At 73.3% G+C, this 16,010-nt stretch carries 14 protein-coding genes; 7 read left to right on the top strand and 7 right to left on the bottom strand.

Annotation, left to right across the window (positions count from 1 at the left end; genetic code table 11):
• Positions 1-20 precede the first annotated feature (20 nt).
• Complete coding sequence (locus tag K304_RS0126435; protein WP_027766159.1) at positions 21-578, bottom strand: M48 metallopeptidase family protein; 558 nt, start codon at positions 576-578, stop codon at positions 21-23.
• Between the two features lie 141 nt (positions 579-719).
• On the opposite strand from K304_RS0126435, the gene K304_RS0126440 reads away from it, so the two are divergent.
• Together K304_RS0126440 and K304_RS0126445 are read left to right on the top strand one after the other, a co-directional pair.
• Positions 720-1,841 (top strand): ThiF family adenylyltransferase, encoded by a 1,122-nt coding sequence (locus K304_RS0126440; protein WP_027766160.1) that lies wholly within the window; start codon positions 720-722, stop codon positions 1,839-1,841.
• A gap of 30 nt (positions 1,842-1,871) precedes the next feature.
• Positions 1,872-3,260, top strand: coding sequence for an ABC1 kinase family protein (locus K304_RS0126445; protein WP_027766161.1), 1,389 nt, complete (start codon positions 1,872-1,874; stop codon positions 3,258-3,260).
• 122 nt (positions 3,261-3,382) lie between these two features.
• Here the strand turns inward: K304_RS0126445 and K304_RS0126450 are convergent, their stop codons facing one another.
• The 6 genes from K304_RS0126450 to K304_RS0126475 all read right to left on the bottom strand — a co-directional run bounded on the left by K304_RS0126450 (position 3,383) and on the right by K304_RS0126475 (position 10,742).
• Complete coding sequence (locus tag K304_RS0126450) at positions 3,383-3,709, bottom strand: hypothetical protein (RefSeq protein WP_027766162.1); 327 nt, start codon at positions 3,707-3,709, stop codon at positions 3,383-3,385.
• Positions 3,706-4,068 carry a WhiB family transcriptional regulator gene (locus K304_RS0126455; protein ID WP_027766163.1) on the bottom strand — a complete coding sequence of 121 codons (363 nt, stop codon included), beginning with the start codon at positions 4,066-4,068 and terminating at the stop codon, positions 3,706-3,708. The genes K304_RS0126450 and K304_RS0126455 overlap by 4 nt, the downstream gene beginning before the upstream one ends.
• Before the next feature lie 138 nt (positions 4,069-4,206).
• Positions 4,207-4,533, bottom strand: a complete 327-nt coding sequence (locus K304_RS0126460) for a hypothetical protein (protein WP_027766164.1) — start codon at positions 4,531-4,533, stop codon at positions 4,207-4,209.
• 236 nt (positions 4,534-4,769) lie between these two features.
• Positions 4,770-5,885 carry an LCP family protein gene (locus K304_RS31520; protein WP_078529761.1) on the bottom strand — a complete coding sequence of 372 codons (1,116 nt, stop codon included), beginning with the start codon at positions 5,883-5,885 and terminating at the stop codon, positions 4,770-4,772.
• A complete protein-coding gene (locus K304_RS0126470) occupies positions 5,882-7,990 on the bottom strand; it encodes a glycosyltransferase (RefSeq protein WP_027766165.1) in 2,109 nt (702 codons plus the stop codon). Before K304_RS0126470 ends, K304_RS31520 begins: the two co-directional genes overlap by 4 nt.
• A 598-nt stretch (positions 7,991-8,588) precedes the next feature.
• A complete protein-coding gene (locus K304_RS0126475) occupies positions 8,589-10,742 on the bottom strand; it encodes an ATP-dependent DNA helicase UvrD2 (protein ID WP_027766166.1) in 2,154 nt (717 codons plus the stop codon).
• Positions 10,743-11,093: 351 nt separating this feature from the next.
• Here K304_RS0126475 and K304_RS0126480 point away from each other — a divergent pair, with 351 nt between their 5' ends.
• The 5 genes from K304_RS0126480 to K304_RS0126500 form a co-directional block, all read left to right on the top strand.
• Entirely contained in the window at positions 11,094-11,348 is a 255-nt protein-coding gene (locus tag K304_RS0126480) for a mycoredoxin (RefSeq protein ID WP_027766167.1), read from the top strand.
• Positions 11,349-11,586: 238 nt separating this feature from the next.
• A complete protein-coding gene (locus K304_RS0126485) occupies positions 11,587-13,008 on the top strand; it encodes a Gfo/Idh/MocA family oxidoreductase (RefSeq protein ID WP_027766168.1) in 1,422 nt (473 codons plus the stop codon).
• A 122-nt stretch (positions 13,009-13,130) separates the two neighbouring features.
• The gene (locus K304_RS0126490) at positions 13,131-14,015 is read left to right on the top strand and encodes a sugar isomerase (RefSeq protein WP_027766169.1); all 885 of its coding nucleotides are present in this window, start codon (positions 13,131-13,133) and stop codon (positions 14,013-14,015) included.
• Between the two features lie 5 nt (positions 14,016-14,020).
• Positions 14,021-14,887, top strand: coding sequence for a class II fructose-bisphosphate aldolase (locus tag K304_RS0126495; RefSeq protein ID WP_027766170.1), 867 nt, complete (start codon positions 14,021-14,023; stop codon positions 14,885-14,887).
• Between the two features lie 281 nt (positions 14,888-15,168).
• A partial coding sequence (locus K304_RS0126500) for an IS110 family transposase (RefSeq protein ID WP_027766171.1) occupies positions 15,169-16,010 on the top strand: 842 nt, incomplete at its 3' end.

Genomic DNA, 16,010 nt, shown 5'->3' on the forward strand with positions numbered 1-16,010 from the left:
TAGCGGGTGAAGGCGGCGTATCACTCACCCTGTGCGGAAGGAGTGTGCGGCAGACGCCCGGCGGCGGCGACGCCCTCCAGGAAGCCGCGGGCCCGCTCGGTGCGCGGGTAGGTGTCCAACAGCCGCCAGAAATCCGGCCCGTGGCCCGGCACCAGCAGGTGCGCGAGCTCGTGCAGCAGCACGTAGTCGACGACGAAGGACGGCATGCCCTGAAGCCGGTGCGAGAGCCGGATGCTGCCCTCGGCGGGGGTGCACGAGCCCCACCGGGTGTGCTGGTTGGTGACCCAGCGCACGGACGAGGGGCGGGCCCGGCCCTGGAGGTACTGCTCGGAGAGTTCGGTGGCGCGGCGGGCGAGTTCGCTGCCGTCGAGCGTCCGCCGGTTCTCCTGGGCGGCCAGCCGGTCCAGCATCACCCCGATCCAGCGTTCCTCCTCCGCCGCGCTCATCCGGTCGGGGATGAGCACCACGGTGCGGTCGCCGTCCCGGTAGGCCGAGACCGTGCGACGGCGACGGGTGCTCCGGCGCACCTCGACCGGGCCCCTGCCGGTTCCGGTGCTGTTCAGCGGCTCGACGGTCACGTCTTGAAGTTACCCTCCACATGGCCCGCGATGCGTGTCACCCGGCCGTGGACGGGCCGTAGGCGGCCAGTGATCAGACAATCGGCCACAGCCTGTGGACAGCCGGCTACGCCGTTTTGGCGCAGCGCGCATCCTGGCCCCATGCATCCCATGATCAAGCCGGCGTTGCGCCGGGGCTGGCGTGACCGGCAGACGCTCCAGTACGGCGTGGCTCCCGCGCACGCGGTGCTGCTCGGGCCGGTGGACGACGCGTCGGCGGCGTTCCTGGACCGGCTGGACGGCACCCGCAGCATGGAGCTGCTGCGACAGGAGGCGGTGCGTGCCGGCCTGCCGCAGGGCGCGGCCGACACCCTCGTGGCCCGGCTGACCGCCGCCGGGCTGCTGGACGACGCCGAGACGTACCGGAGGGCGGCCGGGCGGACGGGGGACGGGCTGCGGGCGGACCTGGCGTCGCTGTCCGCCGTGCACCCCGAGCCGGGCGGCGGGCCGGTCCGGCTGGCGGCCCGCCGCCGGGCACGGGTCCGGGTGCGCGGTGCGGGCCGGGTCGGCGCCGCGGTGGCGGCCCTGCTGTCGGCCGCCGGGGTGGGGCGGGTGGAGGTGCTGGACGGCGGAGACGTCGAGCCGTGGGACACCTTGCCCGGCGGGATCGGCAGGGGCCGGATCGGTGAGCGGCGGGACGTGGCGGCACGCCGCGTGGTGTGCGAGGCGGCGCCGTGGCCGCGCCGGCCCCCGCCCGGGGCCACCCGTGACGGCGACGGCATCGCGCTGGTGGTCGTGGCGCCGCGCGACGGGCTGGACGCCTACGCCCCGGATCCGGCCGCGGCCGCCGCACATCTGCGGGCCGGCGCTCCGCATCTCTTCGCGGGGGTGCTGGAGGGCACCGGCTTCGTCGGTCCGCTCGTGCTGCCGGGCGTGACGGCGTGCGCGGAGTGCCTGCACCGTGCGCGGGCGGAGCGGGAGCCGGCGTGGCCGCTGGTCCTGGCGCAGTGGCGCAGCTCGGGCCGCAGGCGGGCGGGCGTCCCCGCCTGCGACGCAGCCCTGGCGACGGTGGTGGCGGGGATCACAGCGTCGTACGCACTGAGTTTCCTGGACGGCGACGGGCTGCCGGCCGCAGGCTTCCGGACCCGCTGGGTGCTGCCCCATCTGAGTGCGGAGACGGAGCGGTTGACGCCGCACGCGGACTGCCCGTGCGGGGCGGCTTCCGGTCCGGGTGACCCTCCGCCCTCGGCAGGCGTCCCGGTGCAGTCCACAATGGCCCGGTAGGGCTGGACAGTCCGGGAGTTGGAGGGGCGCATGTCTGATCTTCCCCGCAGGGCGGTCACCCGCACCGCGAAACTGGCCGCACTCCCCCTGGGTTTCGCGGGGCGCGCGACGTGGGGCCTCGGCAAGCGGATCGGGGGGTACTCCGCGGAGCTGGTCGGCAACGAACTGCAACAGCGCACCGCGGAGCAGCTGTTCCGGGTGCTGGGCGAGCTGAAGGGGGGCGCGATGAAGTTCGGGCAGGCGCTCTCCGTTTTCGAGTCGGCGCTTCCCGAGGAGATCGCCGGCCCTTATCGCGCGACGCTGACCAAGCTCCAGGAGGCGGCGCCCCCGATGCCCGCCGGCACGGTGCACGGGGTGCTGGCAGAGAGCCTGGGCGAGGACTGGCGTGAGCTCTTCGAGGAGTTCGAGGACAAGCCCTCGGCCGCCGCCTCGATCGGCCAGGTGCACCGGGGTGTGTGGCACGACGGCCGCGAGGTCGCGGTGAAGGTGCAGTACCCGGGCGCCGGGGACGCGCTGATCTCCGACCTGGCACAGCTCGGCCGGTTCGCCCGGCTGCTCGGCCCGCTGGTGCCCGGCATGGACGTGAAGCCGCTGATCACCGAGCTGCGCGAACGCGTCACCGAGGAGCTTGACTACGCGCTGGAGGCCGAGGCGCAGCGCGGATACGCCGAGCAGTTCGCGGACGACCCCGACGTGTGGGTGCCGGACGTCGTGCACCAGGGCGATTGCGTGCTGGTGACCGAGTGGATGACCGGCGTGCCGCTGTCGGAGGTGATCGCCGAGGGCGGGGAGGAGGCACGCGACCGGGCGGGGCAGCTTCTCGCACGCTTCCTGTTCTCCGGCACGGCCCGCACCGGGCTGCTGCACGCCGACCCGCACCCGGGGAACTTCCGGCTGATACCGGGCGAGAACCCGGACAGCCCGCCGGCCGAGTGGAAGCTGGGAGTGCTGGACTTCGGCACCGTCGACCGGCTGCCCGACGGGCTGCCGCCGACGATCGGCACCGCGCTGCGCCTCGCTCTGGACGGCGACGGGGACGCGGTGTACGCGATGCTGCGGGAGGAAGGCTTCGTCAAGGACTCCGTCGACCTGGAGCCGGACGCGGTGCTGGACTACCTGCTGCCGATCATCGAGCCGGCGCGGGTGGAGGCGTTCACCTTCAGCCGGGGCTGGATGCGGGAGCAGGCCGCCCGGATCGCCGATCCGCGCTCGCCGGCGCACCAGTTGGGCAAACAGCTGAACCTGCCCCCGTCGTACCTGCTGATCCACCGGGTCACGCTCAGCACGATCGGGGTGCTGTGCCAGCTGGGCGCCACGGTGGCGCTGCGGGACGAGATGGCCGACTGGGTGCCGGGCTTCGACCCGACGCCGCCGGAGGAGACCGGGGCACCCCTCGACGACACGGCCCCGGGTGCGTGACCGGCTCAGCCCGGCACGCCGAGGGGCCGGGGCGTGGACGCCCCGGCCCCTCGGCTCGGAAGTGACCGCATCACGGTGGAGGTCGCCCCGTGACGGCGGGGTTCAGCCCGCGACGGCCCGGGTCACTGCATGACCGCCATCGCGACGGCCCGGCGGGCCCGCAGCGAGACACGCTCGGCACGGCGCTGAAGGCGTCGGGCGCGGACGACCCGCAGCGCCGTCTGTTCGGATTCGGCCTCGTAGAGGCGTGACTGGAGTTGGGCACGAGCCAGGGATTCTGGCATGAGTTGCATCTGTCGGGTCCTGTTCTGCGAAGAGTGCGGGGTACCGGCCTCGGGCCGGCGGAATGCGCGGTGGGGGGAGTCGTTCATCGTGAGGTCCTGCTTCGGAAGGTGACGCAGCTGCGGATCGCGCGTCGACGGGTGATTGAGCGTTCCCTGGACGTTCATGCCACGACCGGGTTCTTCCGCGGACGGCCACGCGGCCGCTTGCGGGGAACGACGACGCCCTGGACGAACAGCTCGCCGCCCCAGACGCCCCAGGGCTCGCGCCGGTCCTTGGCGCCGGCCAGGCAGGCCTCGCGCAGCGGGCAGGTCTGGCAGAGCGACTTGGCGTACTCGACGTCCGCGGGGGCCTCGGCGAAGAAGACCTCCGGGTCGTAGGAGCGGCAGGGGACGGCGACGCCGAGCCTGTCGATGGCGTCGTCGAGCTCGGTGAGGGTGATGAGCGGGGCGGTCAAGGAGTCCTCCGTGGAGCCGGGCGGGATCAGGTCGGTGGTCGGTGACGGCGCGTGCGCTTCGAGATGCACTGTCGGTGTCTTCCTCGTCGGTGGTGTCTGTTGTCTGTTCGGCCCGGCTGGTGGCCGGGCGGCTGGGGCAAACAGAAGGGCCGCGGATCCCGGTGAGGGTTCCGCGGCCCTGGAAGGTGCCGACCTGATCACTGCCGATCAGGCTGGATCTCTCCAGGGTTCGTGGCCACGGAAGGCCCACATCAGGTGCTGCTTCTTCTGGCGACCCACGCCGGCACCGTTGGCCGCGAAGCCGAGGGCATAGGCCGCTGCCTGTGCCTCTGCTGCCACCGCGGGTGCCTTGGTCGGTCGCTCGGCGCCGAGCCGCTCGTTGCCGCCGGCGATCTCGACGACGCCCGGACCGAACGGGGCGACGGCGGAGACGGGGGCGCCGGACAGACCGGTGCCGCGCAGGCGGGAGCCGAGCAGGCACGTGGAGACGGCCGAGCGGTCGGTCGTCGTCGTGGTGTTGATGAAGCTGATCACTGGGCTCGCCTCCTCTCGGCGTCTCGGGGACCGGGCGTCCGGCCCACGGGCCGGAGCTGATCCGAAGATGTTCAGGGTTCAGTACAGCATGAACGGGGTGGAGCGAGAAGCCCCCGCCCTGTCCACGTCTGGAAGGCTATGAGGCCGCACTGCGGCTGCGCAAACTATTTTCCGGCTTCTTCTGTAACAGCTTCTGTGACGGACCGGCGGGCCGGATTCCCGGGCCGTCCACCGGGTCACCCGGGCGGCAGGTCCGCCGGCACCGCCCGGTCCTGCCTCAGCAGGCGGAAGAGCCTGCCCGCCTCGGACCGGTCCCAGGTCACGGCACTGCCCTTGGACGTGGGCACGCCGACGCCCGACACGGGCACGTTCATGCGGCGGCCGTCGCCGCCCGCCACGTCCCGCACCGCGCGCGCCATCGCCGCCAGGTCCCGCAGGCTCATCCCTCGGTCGACGACGAGCGCGTCCAGTCCGGCGCTCAGCGCCCCGTAGGACTCGGCGGGGTCCAGCAGCGAGTCGGGCCTGGCGGCCTGGTGGGCCAGGGCGCTGAGAAGCCGCTGCTGGTTCCGGGTGCGCCCCAGGTCGCCGCGCGACTCCTGGTGCCGCTGGCGCACGAAGGCGAGGGCGTCGGCGCCGTCCAGGTCCTGGCAGCCCTTCCGCAGGTCGGCACCCGACTTCTCGTCCCGGATGTCGCGGCGCAGGCACATCCGGACCCCGCCCAGGGAGTCGACCACGTCCACGAATCCCCCGAAGCCGGTCTCCGCGTAGTGGTCCACGCGCAGCCCGGTGTTGTGCTCGACGGTGCGCAGCAGGAGTTCCGGTCCCCCGTGCGAGAACGCCGCGTTGAGCTTGTCCCCGCCCGCCGGTACGTGTTTGCCGGTCTCGGGCCGGGTGTGCGCCGGGACGGTGACCCAGGAGTCCCGCGGCAGGCTGACCATGGTGGTGCCGGCGGACCCGGTGTGCAGCAGGATCATCACGTCCGCGCGGCGGCCTCCGCCCCCGCCGGCGGACAGGTCGGCCCGCTCCTGCGCGGACAGCCCGCCGCGGCTGTCGGAACCCACGATCAGGTAGGTGGTGCCCTTTCCCGCCGGAGGCCGCGGGCCGTACGCGCCGAGGTCGACCGCCCGGTCCAGCCGGTGGTCGGCCCACGCGTAGCCGCCGAGGCCGGCGGCGAGCACGGTCACCAGGAGCATGACGCACGCCCGCCGCAGCCGGCGCAGACCGGTGCGGCGACGCGCGTGCCTGCTGCGCGGGCCGTAGCGGTACGCCGTGCCGCGCAGCGCCGCGGACACGCCGCGGGGCCGGGGCTGCTCGAAGGGCTCGTCGTGGCCCTGCGGGGGCGGGTTCGTCATCGCTCGGCTCCCTCGGGGACCTTCAGTACCGGCATCGGCTGCGGAAGCGTGTCCTCCGCCTCCAGGTAGGGGTCGGCGGTGCCCGCGCGGCGCAGGCGCTGCCACTTCAGCCGGCTGCCGGCGAGTGCGGTCATCACGGACTGGATCACCACCAGGTACAGCAGCTGGCGGTAGACGAAGAGCTGGAGCGGCAGCGTCCACAGCGCGCGGAGCCGTTCCCGGTCGAGGCGCAGCGCGTACGCGGCGGTGACCATCTGGACGCCGAGGAAGCCCAGCCAGACGGCGACGGCCGTCCCCCGGTCGGCGATGCACACCCCGTAGAGCGCGAAGACGTCGACCACCGGGGCGAAGAGCGGCAGGAGCACCTGGAACAGCATCAGGTAGCTCAGGCCGCGACGCCCGAACCGGCCGGCCGCGCCCCGTTCCCCCAGGGAACGGCGGTGCTTCCACATCGCCTGGAGCGTGCCGTAGCACCACCGGTAGCGCTGCCGCCACAACTGGCGGAGCGACGTGGGCACCTCGGTCCACGCCACGGCCGACTCCTCGTACACGATCCGCCAGCCGGCCCGCCCCATCGACATCGTCAGGTCGGTGTCCTCGGCGAGCGTGTCGTCGCTGACCCCGCCGGCGTGCGCCAGCGCCTCCCTGCGGAACGCGCCGATGGCGCCCGGCACAGTCGGCATGCACTGGAGGACTTCGAACATGCGCCGGTCGAGATTGAAGCCGACGACGTACTCGAGATGCTGCCACCGGCCGAGCAGCCGGCGCCGGTTGCCCACCTTGGTGTTGCCGCTGACCGCGCCGACCCGGGGGTCGGCGAGCGGCTGGACGAGCCGGTGCAGCGCCTCCGGTTCGAAGACGGTGTCCGCGTCGACCATCACCACGATGTCGTACCGGGCGTGCGCGAGACCGGTGTTGAGGGCGCCGGGCTTGCCGCGGTTGGGCTGCCGGACCAGGGTGACGCGCGGGTCGTCGATCCGCTCGACGAGCGCCGCGGTGTCGTCCGTCGACCCGTCGTCGACGACGACGATCTCCAGTCGCGGGTGGGTGGAGTCGAGGAGCGAGTACACGGTGGACGCGATCCCCGCCTGCTCGTTGTGCGCGGGCACCAGCACCGTGACCGGCGCGGTCACCCCACCCGGGCCGTGCGCGCGAGCGGGGTCGCGGTACCGGCGGCGCACGTGGGCGCGGGCGAAGAGGAGGAGCAGCAGCAGGCGCAGCACGCCCAGGGCACCGGCGACGCCCAGGGCCCAGGCCGTCAGGCGGGTGAAGGCGCCGCCGGCGGCCTGCATCCACATCAGGCCCTCGCCCTCGATCCGTTGGAGACCGCTCGCGGGAGTGGTGAACGTGGGCGTGCCGAGTCCGGCCGAGACGGTGGGGAAGTCGTCGATCCGCGGATTGCGCAGCAGGGCGCGCACCTCGCGGTGGCCCAGGCCGGTGTGGCTGTACTGCCGCACGACCCCCTTCCTCGCCTTGCGCGACGAGCGGTCGGCGGCGACCAGCAGGTACCCCCTCTCCGCGGCGCGCCGGGCGGCCGACCATTCGGGTCCGCACATCGTGTCGGCGGCCGTCGTGTGCGGCAGGCGCAGGAGCCGGGTCCGCACGCCGGCCGAACCGGCCAGCGCCGTCTGGGTCAGCGACAACTCCATGCGGAACCGCAGGTCGGAGGCCTTGCCCAGGGCGCCGCCGGTGTAGGTGTAGGACCCGACTTCGTGCCCTTCCGCGACGATCCGCCGCATCAGTGCCGGATTCCGGGCCGCCTGCGCGCCGGTGACGAAGAAGGTGGCGTGCGCGTCGTGCCGGCGCAGCAGCTCCAGGATGCGCGGCGTCCAGACCGGGTCGGGACCGCCGTCGAAGGTGAGCGCGGCGGTGCGGGGCTGCATGGCAGCCGTCTCGATCCGGCCGTCGGTGAGGCGCAGCACCGGGTCACCGTCGTCGGCGGCCTCGGGTATCGGGCTGGTGCACGGCTCCTTCGTCCGTGCCGCGTCGATCTCGTGGGTGGACCAGCCTTCGAAGAGCAGGGCGGCGGCGATCACCGGGAGGACGAGCAGCAGCAGGATCCAGTGACCGCGTGGCGGCCGGCGCAGCGCGTGTCGTGGGCTCACCCGCCCGCAGGGTCGGGGACGCCGGCCGGAGCCGAGGGCGCCGAGGGCGAGGGCGGAGCGTCCGGTACCGGGTCCGCCGGGCGGGAATCCGGAGCGCCCTCGGGTGTGGGGGTCCCCGAAGGCGCCTCGGACTCGTGCATGGCGGGGGCGCTGGGCAGCGGCCGGTCCGTGCGCGGTGGGTGGTTCCCTACGGAATCCTGCATTCCGCCGAACAGCACGCCGACGAAGAGGAGATAGCCGGCACAGGAGCATCCCAGCGTGAATGCGGCGTACCGGAGGAATGTTCTACGACGTCCAGAACTTTCCATGAATATCGGACGGTTCCGCCGCCCTCGGTGTGTACTGGTGTGGGGGGTAGTACGCATGGCGGAGGAGTGTACTCACGGCGCCGCGGAAATGAACAGGAGCCTCTGACCGGCAGTGGAGCGGCCCGGCCGACGGGGCCGCCCTCTACCGCTCCCCGGGGCCGGAGGTTCCGCGCGCCGGGGAATTTCACAGAACCAGCAGGGGATTCCCACAAGGCGATTCCGCCCAGCCCGAATCCGGTACGCATTGTCGCCCGGCCGCTACTCACGCGCAGGAAAGCACGGGGTGTGGTTTATCGTTCGACTTCTTCATTCGCCGTGCCGTCGCCTGTGTGTTCCTCGCCACTCCCGGGGAGTTCCGCGCCGGCGCAGAGGGCGAGCACGTCGGCCCCGAAACGCTGGAGCTTGCGGGTGCCCACGCCGGAGATCGTCGCCAGCGCGGCCTCGTCGTCCGGCACGGCTTCGGCGATGGCCATCAGCGTCTTGTCGGTGAAGACGCAGTAGGCCGGCTGGCCGAGCTGCTTCGCCTGGTCCGAACGCCAGTCGCGCAGCCGCTCGTACAGCTCCTCGTCCAGGTCGGAGGGGCAGCCCTCGCAGCGCATCAGCTTCACCTCGCCGGGGTCGGTGAGCGTGCGGCCGCAGACCCGGCAGCGCACCGGCCCTCGGCGCCGGCGGGACCGGCCCGCGCCGCGTTCCACGCCGCCCGCGCCACCGGCCGTACGGGTCCCCGTGGCGGAGGAGCCGGGCCTCAGCCCCGCCAGGAAACGGCTGGGGCGCCGGCTCGCCCGGCCCCCGGGCGAGCGGGACAGCGCCCAGGAGAGGGACAGGTGGCGGCGGGCCCGGGTCACGCCGACGTAGAGCAGCCGCCGCTCCTCCTCGACCTGCGCGTCGGTCTTGGCGTAGGTGATCGGCACCATGCCCTCGGTGAGCCCGACGAGGAAGACCGCGTCCCACTCCAGGCCCTTGGCCGAGTGCAGCGAGGCGAGGGTGACGCCCTCGACCGTGGGGGCGTGCTGGGCGTTGGCGCGCTCGTCGATCTCGGCGACCAGGTCGGCGAGGGTGCTCTGCGGACGGGCGCGGGCGAAGTCCTCGGCGAGGCGCACCAGGGCGGCCAGCGACTCCCAGCGGTCGCGCACCGCGCCGGAGCCGGCCGGAGGTTCGCTCGTCCAGCCGCGGGAGGTGAGCACGGCACGCACCTGGGACGGCACGTCGACCGCGTCCTCCAGCAGCGGGTCGTTGCCCGCCGCGCGGGCGGCGCCGCGCAGGGCGACGCCGGCTTCGCGCACCTCGGGGCGTTCGAAGAAGCGCTCGGCGCCACGCAGCTGGTAGGGCACGCCGACGTCCGCGAGAGCCTGCTCATAGACCTCGGACTGGGCGTTGATGCGGTAGAGGACGGCGATGCCGCCGGCGTTGACCCCGGCGTCGATCAGCTCCCGGATGCGCCGGGCGGTGCCCTCCGCCTCGGCGGGCTCGTCGGCGTACTCCGTGTAGACCGGATCGGGGCCGGCCTCGCGCTGGGAGACCAGCTCCAGCCGGTGGTCCGCGGCGCGGCCGCGGGCCTGCGCCAGCAGGCCGTTGGCCAGGTGGACGACCTGCGGGGTGGAGCGGTAGTCCCGGACAAGTTTCACCACGGTGGCGTTCGGGTGGCGGGTACGGAAGTCGAGCAGGTGGTCGGGGGTGGCGCCGGTGAAGGAGTAGATCGTCTGGCTGGCGTCGCCGACGACGCACAGGCTCTCCCGGTCGCCGACCCACAGTTCGAGCAGCCGCTGCTGGAGCGGGCTCACGTCCTGGTACTCGTCGACCACGAAGTGCTGGTACTGGGCGCGGACGGTCTCGGCGATGTCGGGCCGGTCCTGGAGCACGCCGACGGTCAGCAGCAGCACGTCCTCGAAGTCGATCACCGAGCGGTCGCGCTTGAGCTGTTCGTAGAGCGCGAAGACCCGGGCGACCTCGGCCGGGTCGCGCGGCGCCTCACGACCGGACTTCGCGATCATCGCGGGGTAGTCCTCCGGAACGGTGCGCGTCACCTTCGACCACTCGATCTCTCCGGTGACGTCCCGCAGTTCGTTGCGGTCCAGCCGGATGCGGCAGCGGGCGGCGGCGTCGGCCACCAGCTGGATCTTCCGCTCCAGCAGCTGCGGCAGTTCGCCGCCGACCGCGCGCGGCCAGAAGTACTGGAGCTGGCGCAGCGCCGCCGAGTGGAACGTGCGGGCCTGGACGCCGGTGGCGCCGAGCTGGCGCAGCCTGCCGCGCATCTCGCCGGCCGCGCGCTGGGTGAAGGTGACCGCGAGGACGCCGGCCGGGGGCAGGACGCCGGCGCGCACGCCGTACGCGATCCGGTGCGTGATCGCCCGGGTCTTGCCCGTCCCCGCGCCCGCCAGCACGCACACCGGGCCGTGCAGCGCCGTCGCCACCTCGCGCTGCTCCGGGTCGAGCCCTTCCAGCACGGCGTCGGCGTCCCGCGGCGGCTCGACGTGCTCCGGGCGCGGGGCGGCGGGCGCCGGGACCGGGGGCGGCGCGCTCGCGGAGGTGTCGGGCGCGGAGGCCCCGGAGCCGGCGGGGAAGAGGGTGGCGTCGCTTGCTGCACTACTCACCCCGCCCATGCTGCCAGCTTCGCCGCCGCCTCTCGGTACGTTGTCCACAGCCCCGACTCTGCGGTGTGACGAACGCCGCCGGGAAGCGCCGCCGCTGACGGGAATGTCCGGGTCTCCCCCGGACGTTCCCCTCGCGGCGCCCCGGCCCTGCGCTCGGCGCCCGCGCCGCAGGCACCGTCCGCACACGAAGGAGATTCCGCGCCCATGATGGGAACCGTGACGATGTACAGCACCACCTGGTGCGGCTACTGCCGCCGCCTGAAGAGCCAGATGGAGCGCGAGGGCATCGCCTACACCGAGATCAACATCGAGCAGGACCCCGCGTCGGCGGCATTCGTGGAGAAGGCCAACGACGGCAACCAGACGGTGCCCACGGTCCTCGTCGTCGGGCCCGAGGGCACCGAGACGACCATGACCAACCCCTCGCTCGCCCAGGTGAAGGCGGCCCTGGCCGCCTGAAGCCGCCCTCACAGGCCGTCCGCCGCCGTCCGCCGCCAGGCCGACCGCGGACGGCGTCCCGAGCCCCCCGGCCCCGCAGGGCCGGGGGGCTTCCGCTTGCCTCCGGGCCCGCACGCGCACACCACCCGCACGCGTTGCACGTAGCTGCGCGAAAACGCGCGCAACCCTTGACCTGTGAGCAGATTCGGGCGGAAACTGCTGCGCGATCGCACCCTTGCCGCGTGTCAGGAGGCTTCGCATGTCCGGACCCGAAGACGTCGGCGGGCTGTCCCGCAGAACGGCGCTGCGCGCCGGGGCACTCGCCGGAGCCGGAATGGCCGCGGTCGGCGCGAGCGGCGGCACCGCCGCGGCCGCCGACCGTACGGGGCCGCGGATTCCCGGAGCCGACGAGAGCACCTGGCCGAAGCGGCGCGGCCGGTCGATGATGGGCGTGCCGTTCGACCGGCACCGCACGGTGCGCGTCGGCATCATCGGGCTGGGCAACCGCGGTGCGGCCATGCTCCCGCTGTTCCTCGCGCTGGAGGGCGTCCGGGTCACCGCGCTGTGCGACGTGGACCGGGAGAAGGTCGCCGAGGCCGTGAAGACGGTCACCGACGCCGGACAGCCCGAACCGGCCACGTTCACGACCGGCGAGGACGCGTACGAGAAGCTCTGCGCCTACCGGAAGCTCGACTTCGTCTACGTCGTCACGCCCTGGGAGTGGCACACCGAGATGGCCCTCACCGCGATGCGGGCCGGCAAGCACGTGGGCGTGGAGTGCCCGATCGCCACCAGCATCCGCGACCTGTGGCGGCTGGTGGACACCTCTGAGGAGACCCGGCGGCACTGCATCCAGCTCGAGAACTGCTGCTACGGGCAGAACGAGCTGCGCGTGCTGCGCATGGCGCACGAGGGACTGTTCGGCGAACTCCTGCACGGCTCCGGCGCCTACCTGCACGACCTGCGCGAACTGCTGTTCTCCGACACGTACTACGAGGACGAGTGGCGCCGCGCCTGGCACACCCGGCGGGACGGCGACCTCTACCCCACGCACGGGCTCGGACCGGTGGCCGCCTACATGGACATCAACCGGGGCGACCGGCTGGTGCGCATGACGTCCATGAGCACCCCCGCCCTGGGGCTGGCCGACTACCGCGACCGGCACGTGCCGCGCGACGACCCGAAGTGGGACGAGCGCTACGTCAACGGCGACGTGACGATGAGCCTGCTGCAGACCGAGCGCGGCCGGGTGATCCACCTCGTGCACGGCGTCTCCAACCCGCACCCGTACAGCCGGCTCAACTACCTGGCAGGCACCCGCGGCGCCTTCGAGGACTACCCGGAGCGCATCTACCTGGAGCCCGACGCGAGCGGCCACGAGTGGCAGGACTTCGGACGGTACGCCGAGTACGACCACTGGCTGTGGAAGGACGTCGGACCGGGGCCGGGAGGCCACGGCGGCATGGACTACCTCATGCTGTACCGCCTCGCGCAGACGATGCGGCTCGGCCTCGCGCCGGACATGGACGTCTACGACGCCGCAGCCTGGAACGCGCCCTTCGCGCTCAGCATCCACTCGGTGCGCCACGACGGCGCGACGGTCCCCTTCCCGGACTTCACCCGCGGCGAGTGGAAGACCCCGCATCCGGGAACCGACTCCGCCAAGCCGTCCGGCGGCTGACCCGCAGGCACCACGGCACGCACGGCGCCCCACGGCCACGATCGGGGCGCCGTGCGCGTATATGCTTGAATGGCCTGCGGAACACTCAGAAAACGTCAAACGATTCACGCCGAGGAGGGTCCGTGACGCACCTCGAAGCGGAGACGGCCGACCAGCCCGAGTGCTGGGACCGTGCCGCCGCACTGGCCGCGGCCCGCGGCGACCTGCTTCCCGTGAACGGCGAGCGGGTCGCCGTGGTCGGCTGCGGCACCTCCCTGTTCATGGCCCAGGCGTACGCAGCGCTGCGCGAGTCCCACGGGCTCGGGGAGACCGACGCCTTCGCGGCCTCCGAGTTCCCGCGCGGCCGCCGCTACGACCAGGTGGTCGCCCTGACCCGGTCCGGCACCACCACCGAGGTGCTCGACCTGCTCGCCGAACTCCGCGGCGCGGTGCGCACGCTTGCCGTCACGGCCGACCCGCGCACCCCGGTGGCCTCCGCCGCCGACGCGCTCGCCGTGCTGGACTTCGCAGACGAACGCTCGGTGGTGCAGACCCGGTTCGCGACCAGCGCGCTGACCTTCCTGCGCGCGGGCCTCGGCCTGCACGACGCGGGAGTGGAGCGGGACGCCCGGCGGGCCCTGGCCGAGCCGCTCCCCGAAGGCCTCGCCCAAGCCTCGCAGTTCACCTTCCTCGGCAGCGGCTGGACGGTGGGGCTCGCCCACGAGGCCGCGCTGAAGATGCGCGAGGCGACCCGGTCCTGGACCGAGTCCTATCCCGCCATGGAGTACCGGCACGGACCGATCAGCATCGCCGACCGGTCCACCGTCACCTGGATGTTCGGACCGGCGCCCGCCGGGCTCCCCGAGCAGGTCGCGGCGACCGGCGCACGCTGGATCGAGAACACGCTGGACCCGCTGGCCTCGCTGGTCTCCGTGCACCGGCTGGCCGCCGCGGTCGCCGCGGAGCGCGGGCTGGACCCGGACCGGCCCCGCAATCTGTCCCGCTCCGTGATCCTCGCCGACGGCTGAGCGCCGTGCCCCTCGTCCCCACCGGAGCGCTGGTCGCCGAGGCGGCCGCCCGCAGCGCGGCCGTGGCCGCCTTCAACGTCATCACGCTGGAGCACGTGGAGGCCGTGGTCGCCGGCGCCGAGCGCGCGGGCCTGCCGGTGATCCTCCAGATCAGCGAGAACGCCGTGCGTTTCCACGGCGGCCGGCCCGGGCCGCTGGCGGCGGCCGCCGCGGAGTGCGCCCGGCAGGGCACGGCGCCGCTCGCACTGCACCTGGACCACGTCAAGGACCGCGCGCTGCTGGAGCAGGCGCCCGGCTGCGGCTTCGGGTCGGTCATGTTCGACGCCGCGCACCTGCCGTACGAGCAGAACGTCGCCGCCACCCGGGAGGCCGCCGCGTGGGCGCACGCGCACGGCCTGTGGCTGGAGGCCGAACTCGGCGAGGTCGGCGGCAAGGACGGCCGCGGCCCGCTCGACGCGCACGCGCCGGGCGCGCGTACCGATCCGGACGAGGCCCGCCGGTTCACCGAGGCCACCGGCGTGGACGCGCTCGCCGTCGCCGTCGGCAGCTCGCACGCCATGACCACCCGCGACGCCCGGCTCGACCACGATCTGCTCGGCGCCCTGCACCGGGCGCTCGACGTGCCGCTGGTGCTGCACGGCTCGTCCGGCGTGCCCGACGCCGAGCTCGCCCGGGCGGTCGCCGGCGGCATCGCCAAGGTCAACATCGGCACCGCCCTCAACATCGCCATGACCGGGGCCGTACGGGCCGCCCTGGCGGCGGAGCCGGAGCGCGTCGACCCCCGCGCGTATCTGCGCGAGGGCCGCGAGGCGATGACCGACGCCGTGGTGCGCATGCTCGCCGCCGTCGCCGGCGCGGGCCGCCCGCACTGAGCCCGGCACGCCACCCCCCGTTATCTTCTTCGCGGTCCTGCAACGGGACCGTTGGCCTCCGGGCCCGGCATGACTGTTGCCCCCTGTCGCTCATATGACCTGGGGGGTGGTGTCACCGGGCCCGAGGGGTGCCGTCGGAGACGCTGATAAGAGGACCGGCCGTCGCCTGACCTGGTGCAACACCAGGTCGTCTGCGGACGATAGGTCTGCATAACGTGGATGCGCGCGTGCGGCCCCCGAAGCCCGAGGCCGGCATGCCATCGACGACATGTGGGGGCACGGTGACCAGCATCGACGAAGTGGGCGTCTTCCTCGGCCTGGACGTGGGCAAGACCGCCCATCACGGCCACGGCCTGACCCCGTCCGGGAAGAAGGTCTTCGACAAGCCCCTGCCGAATAGCGAACCGAAACTGCGGGCCGTCCTCGACAAGCTCACGGCCAAGTTCGGCAGCGTCCTGGTGATCGTGGACCAGCCCGCCTCCATCGGCGCCCTGCCCCTGACCGTGGCCCGGTACGCGGGCTGCCAGGTCGCCTACCTGCCCGGCCTGGCCATGCGCCGGATCGCCGACCTCTACCCCGGCGAGGCCAAGACCGACGCCAAGGACGCCGCCGTCATCGCCGACGCCGCCCGCACCATGCCCCACACCCTGCGCACGCTGGACGCGGGGGATGAGACCACGGCCGAGCTGACCCTCCTGGTCGGCTTCGACCAGGACCTGGCCGCCGAGGCCACCCGCACCTCCAACCGCATCCGCGGCCTGCTCACCCAGTTCCACCCGTCGCTGGAACGCGTCCTCGGCCCCCGCCTGGACCACCCCGCCATCACCTGGATCCTGGAGCGCTACGGCTCCCCACAGGCTCTGCGCAAAGCCGGCCGGAGCAAGCTCATCGAGCTCATCCGCCCCAAGGCCCCACGCATGGCCACCCGGCTCATCGACGACGTCTTCCACGCCCTGGACGAGCAGACCGTCGTCGTCCCCGGCACCGGCACCGGCACCGGCACCCTGGACGTGATCGTGCCGTCCCTGGCGAAGTCCCTCGCCGCAGTTCACGAACAACGCCGGGCGCTGGAGACGCAGATCGAGGCCCTCCTGGAGGCCCACCCTCTTCACCAGGTCCTGAC

This window comes from Streptomyces sp. CNS606 (assembly GCF_000426325.1).

Bases quoted from the DNA above. Each gene is read 5' to 3' on its own strand.
- K304_RS0126440 (WP_027766160.1), top strand. From the start codon at position 720: ATGCATCCCATGATCAAGCCGGCGTTGCGCCGGGGCTGGCGTGACCGG.
- K304_RS0126445 (WP_027766161.1), top strand. From the start codon at position 1,872: ATGTCTGATCTTCCCCGCAGGGCGGTCACCCGCACCGCGAAACTGGCC.
- K304_RS0126450 (WP_027766162.1), bottom strand. From the start codon at position 3,709: ATGAACGTCCAGGGAACGCTCAATCACCCGTCGACGCGCGATCCGCAG.
- K304_RS31520 (WP_078529761.1), bottom strand. From the start codon at position 5,885: ATGACGAACCCGCCCCCGCAGGGCCACGACGAGCCCTTCGAGCAGCCC.
- K304_RS0126480 (WP_027766167.1), top strand. From the start codon at position 11,094: ATGATGGGAACCGTGACGATGTACAGCACCACCTGGTGCGGCTACTGC.
- K304_RS0126485 (WP_027766168.1), top strand. From the start codon at position 11,587: ATGTCCGGACCCGAAGACGTCGGCGGGCTGTCCCGCAGAACGGCGCTG.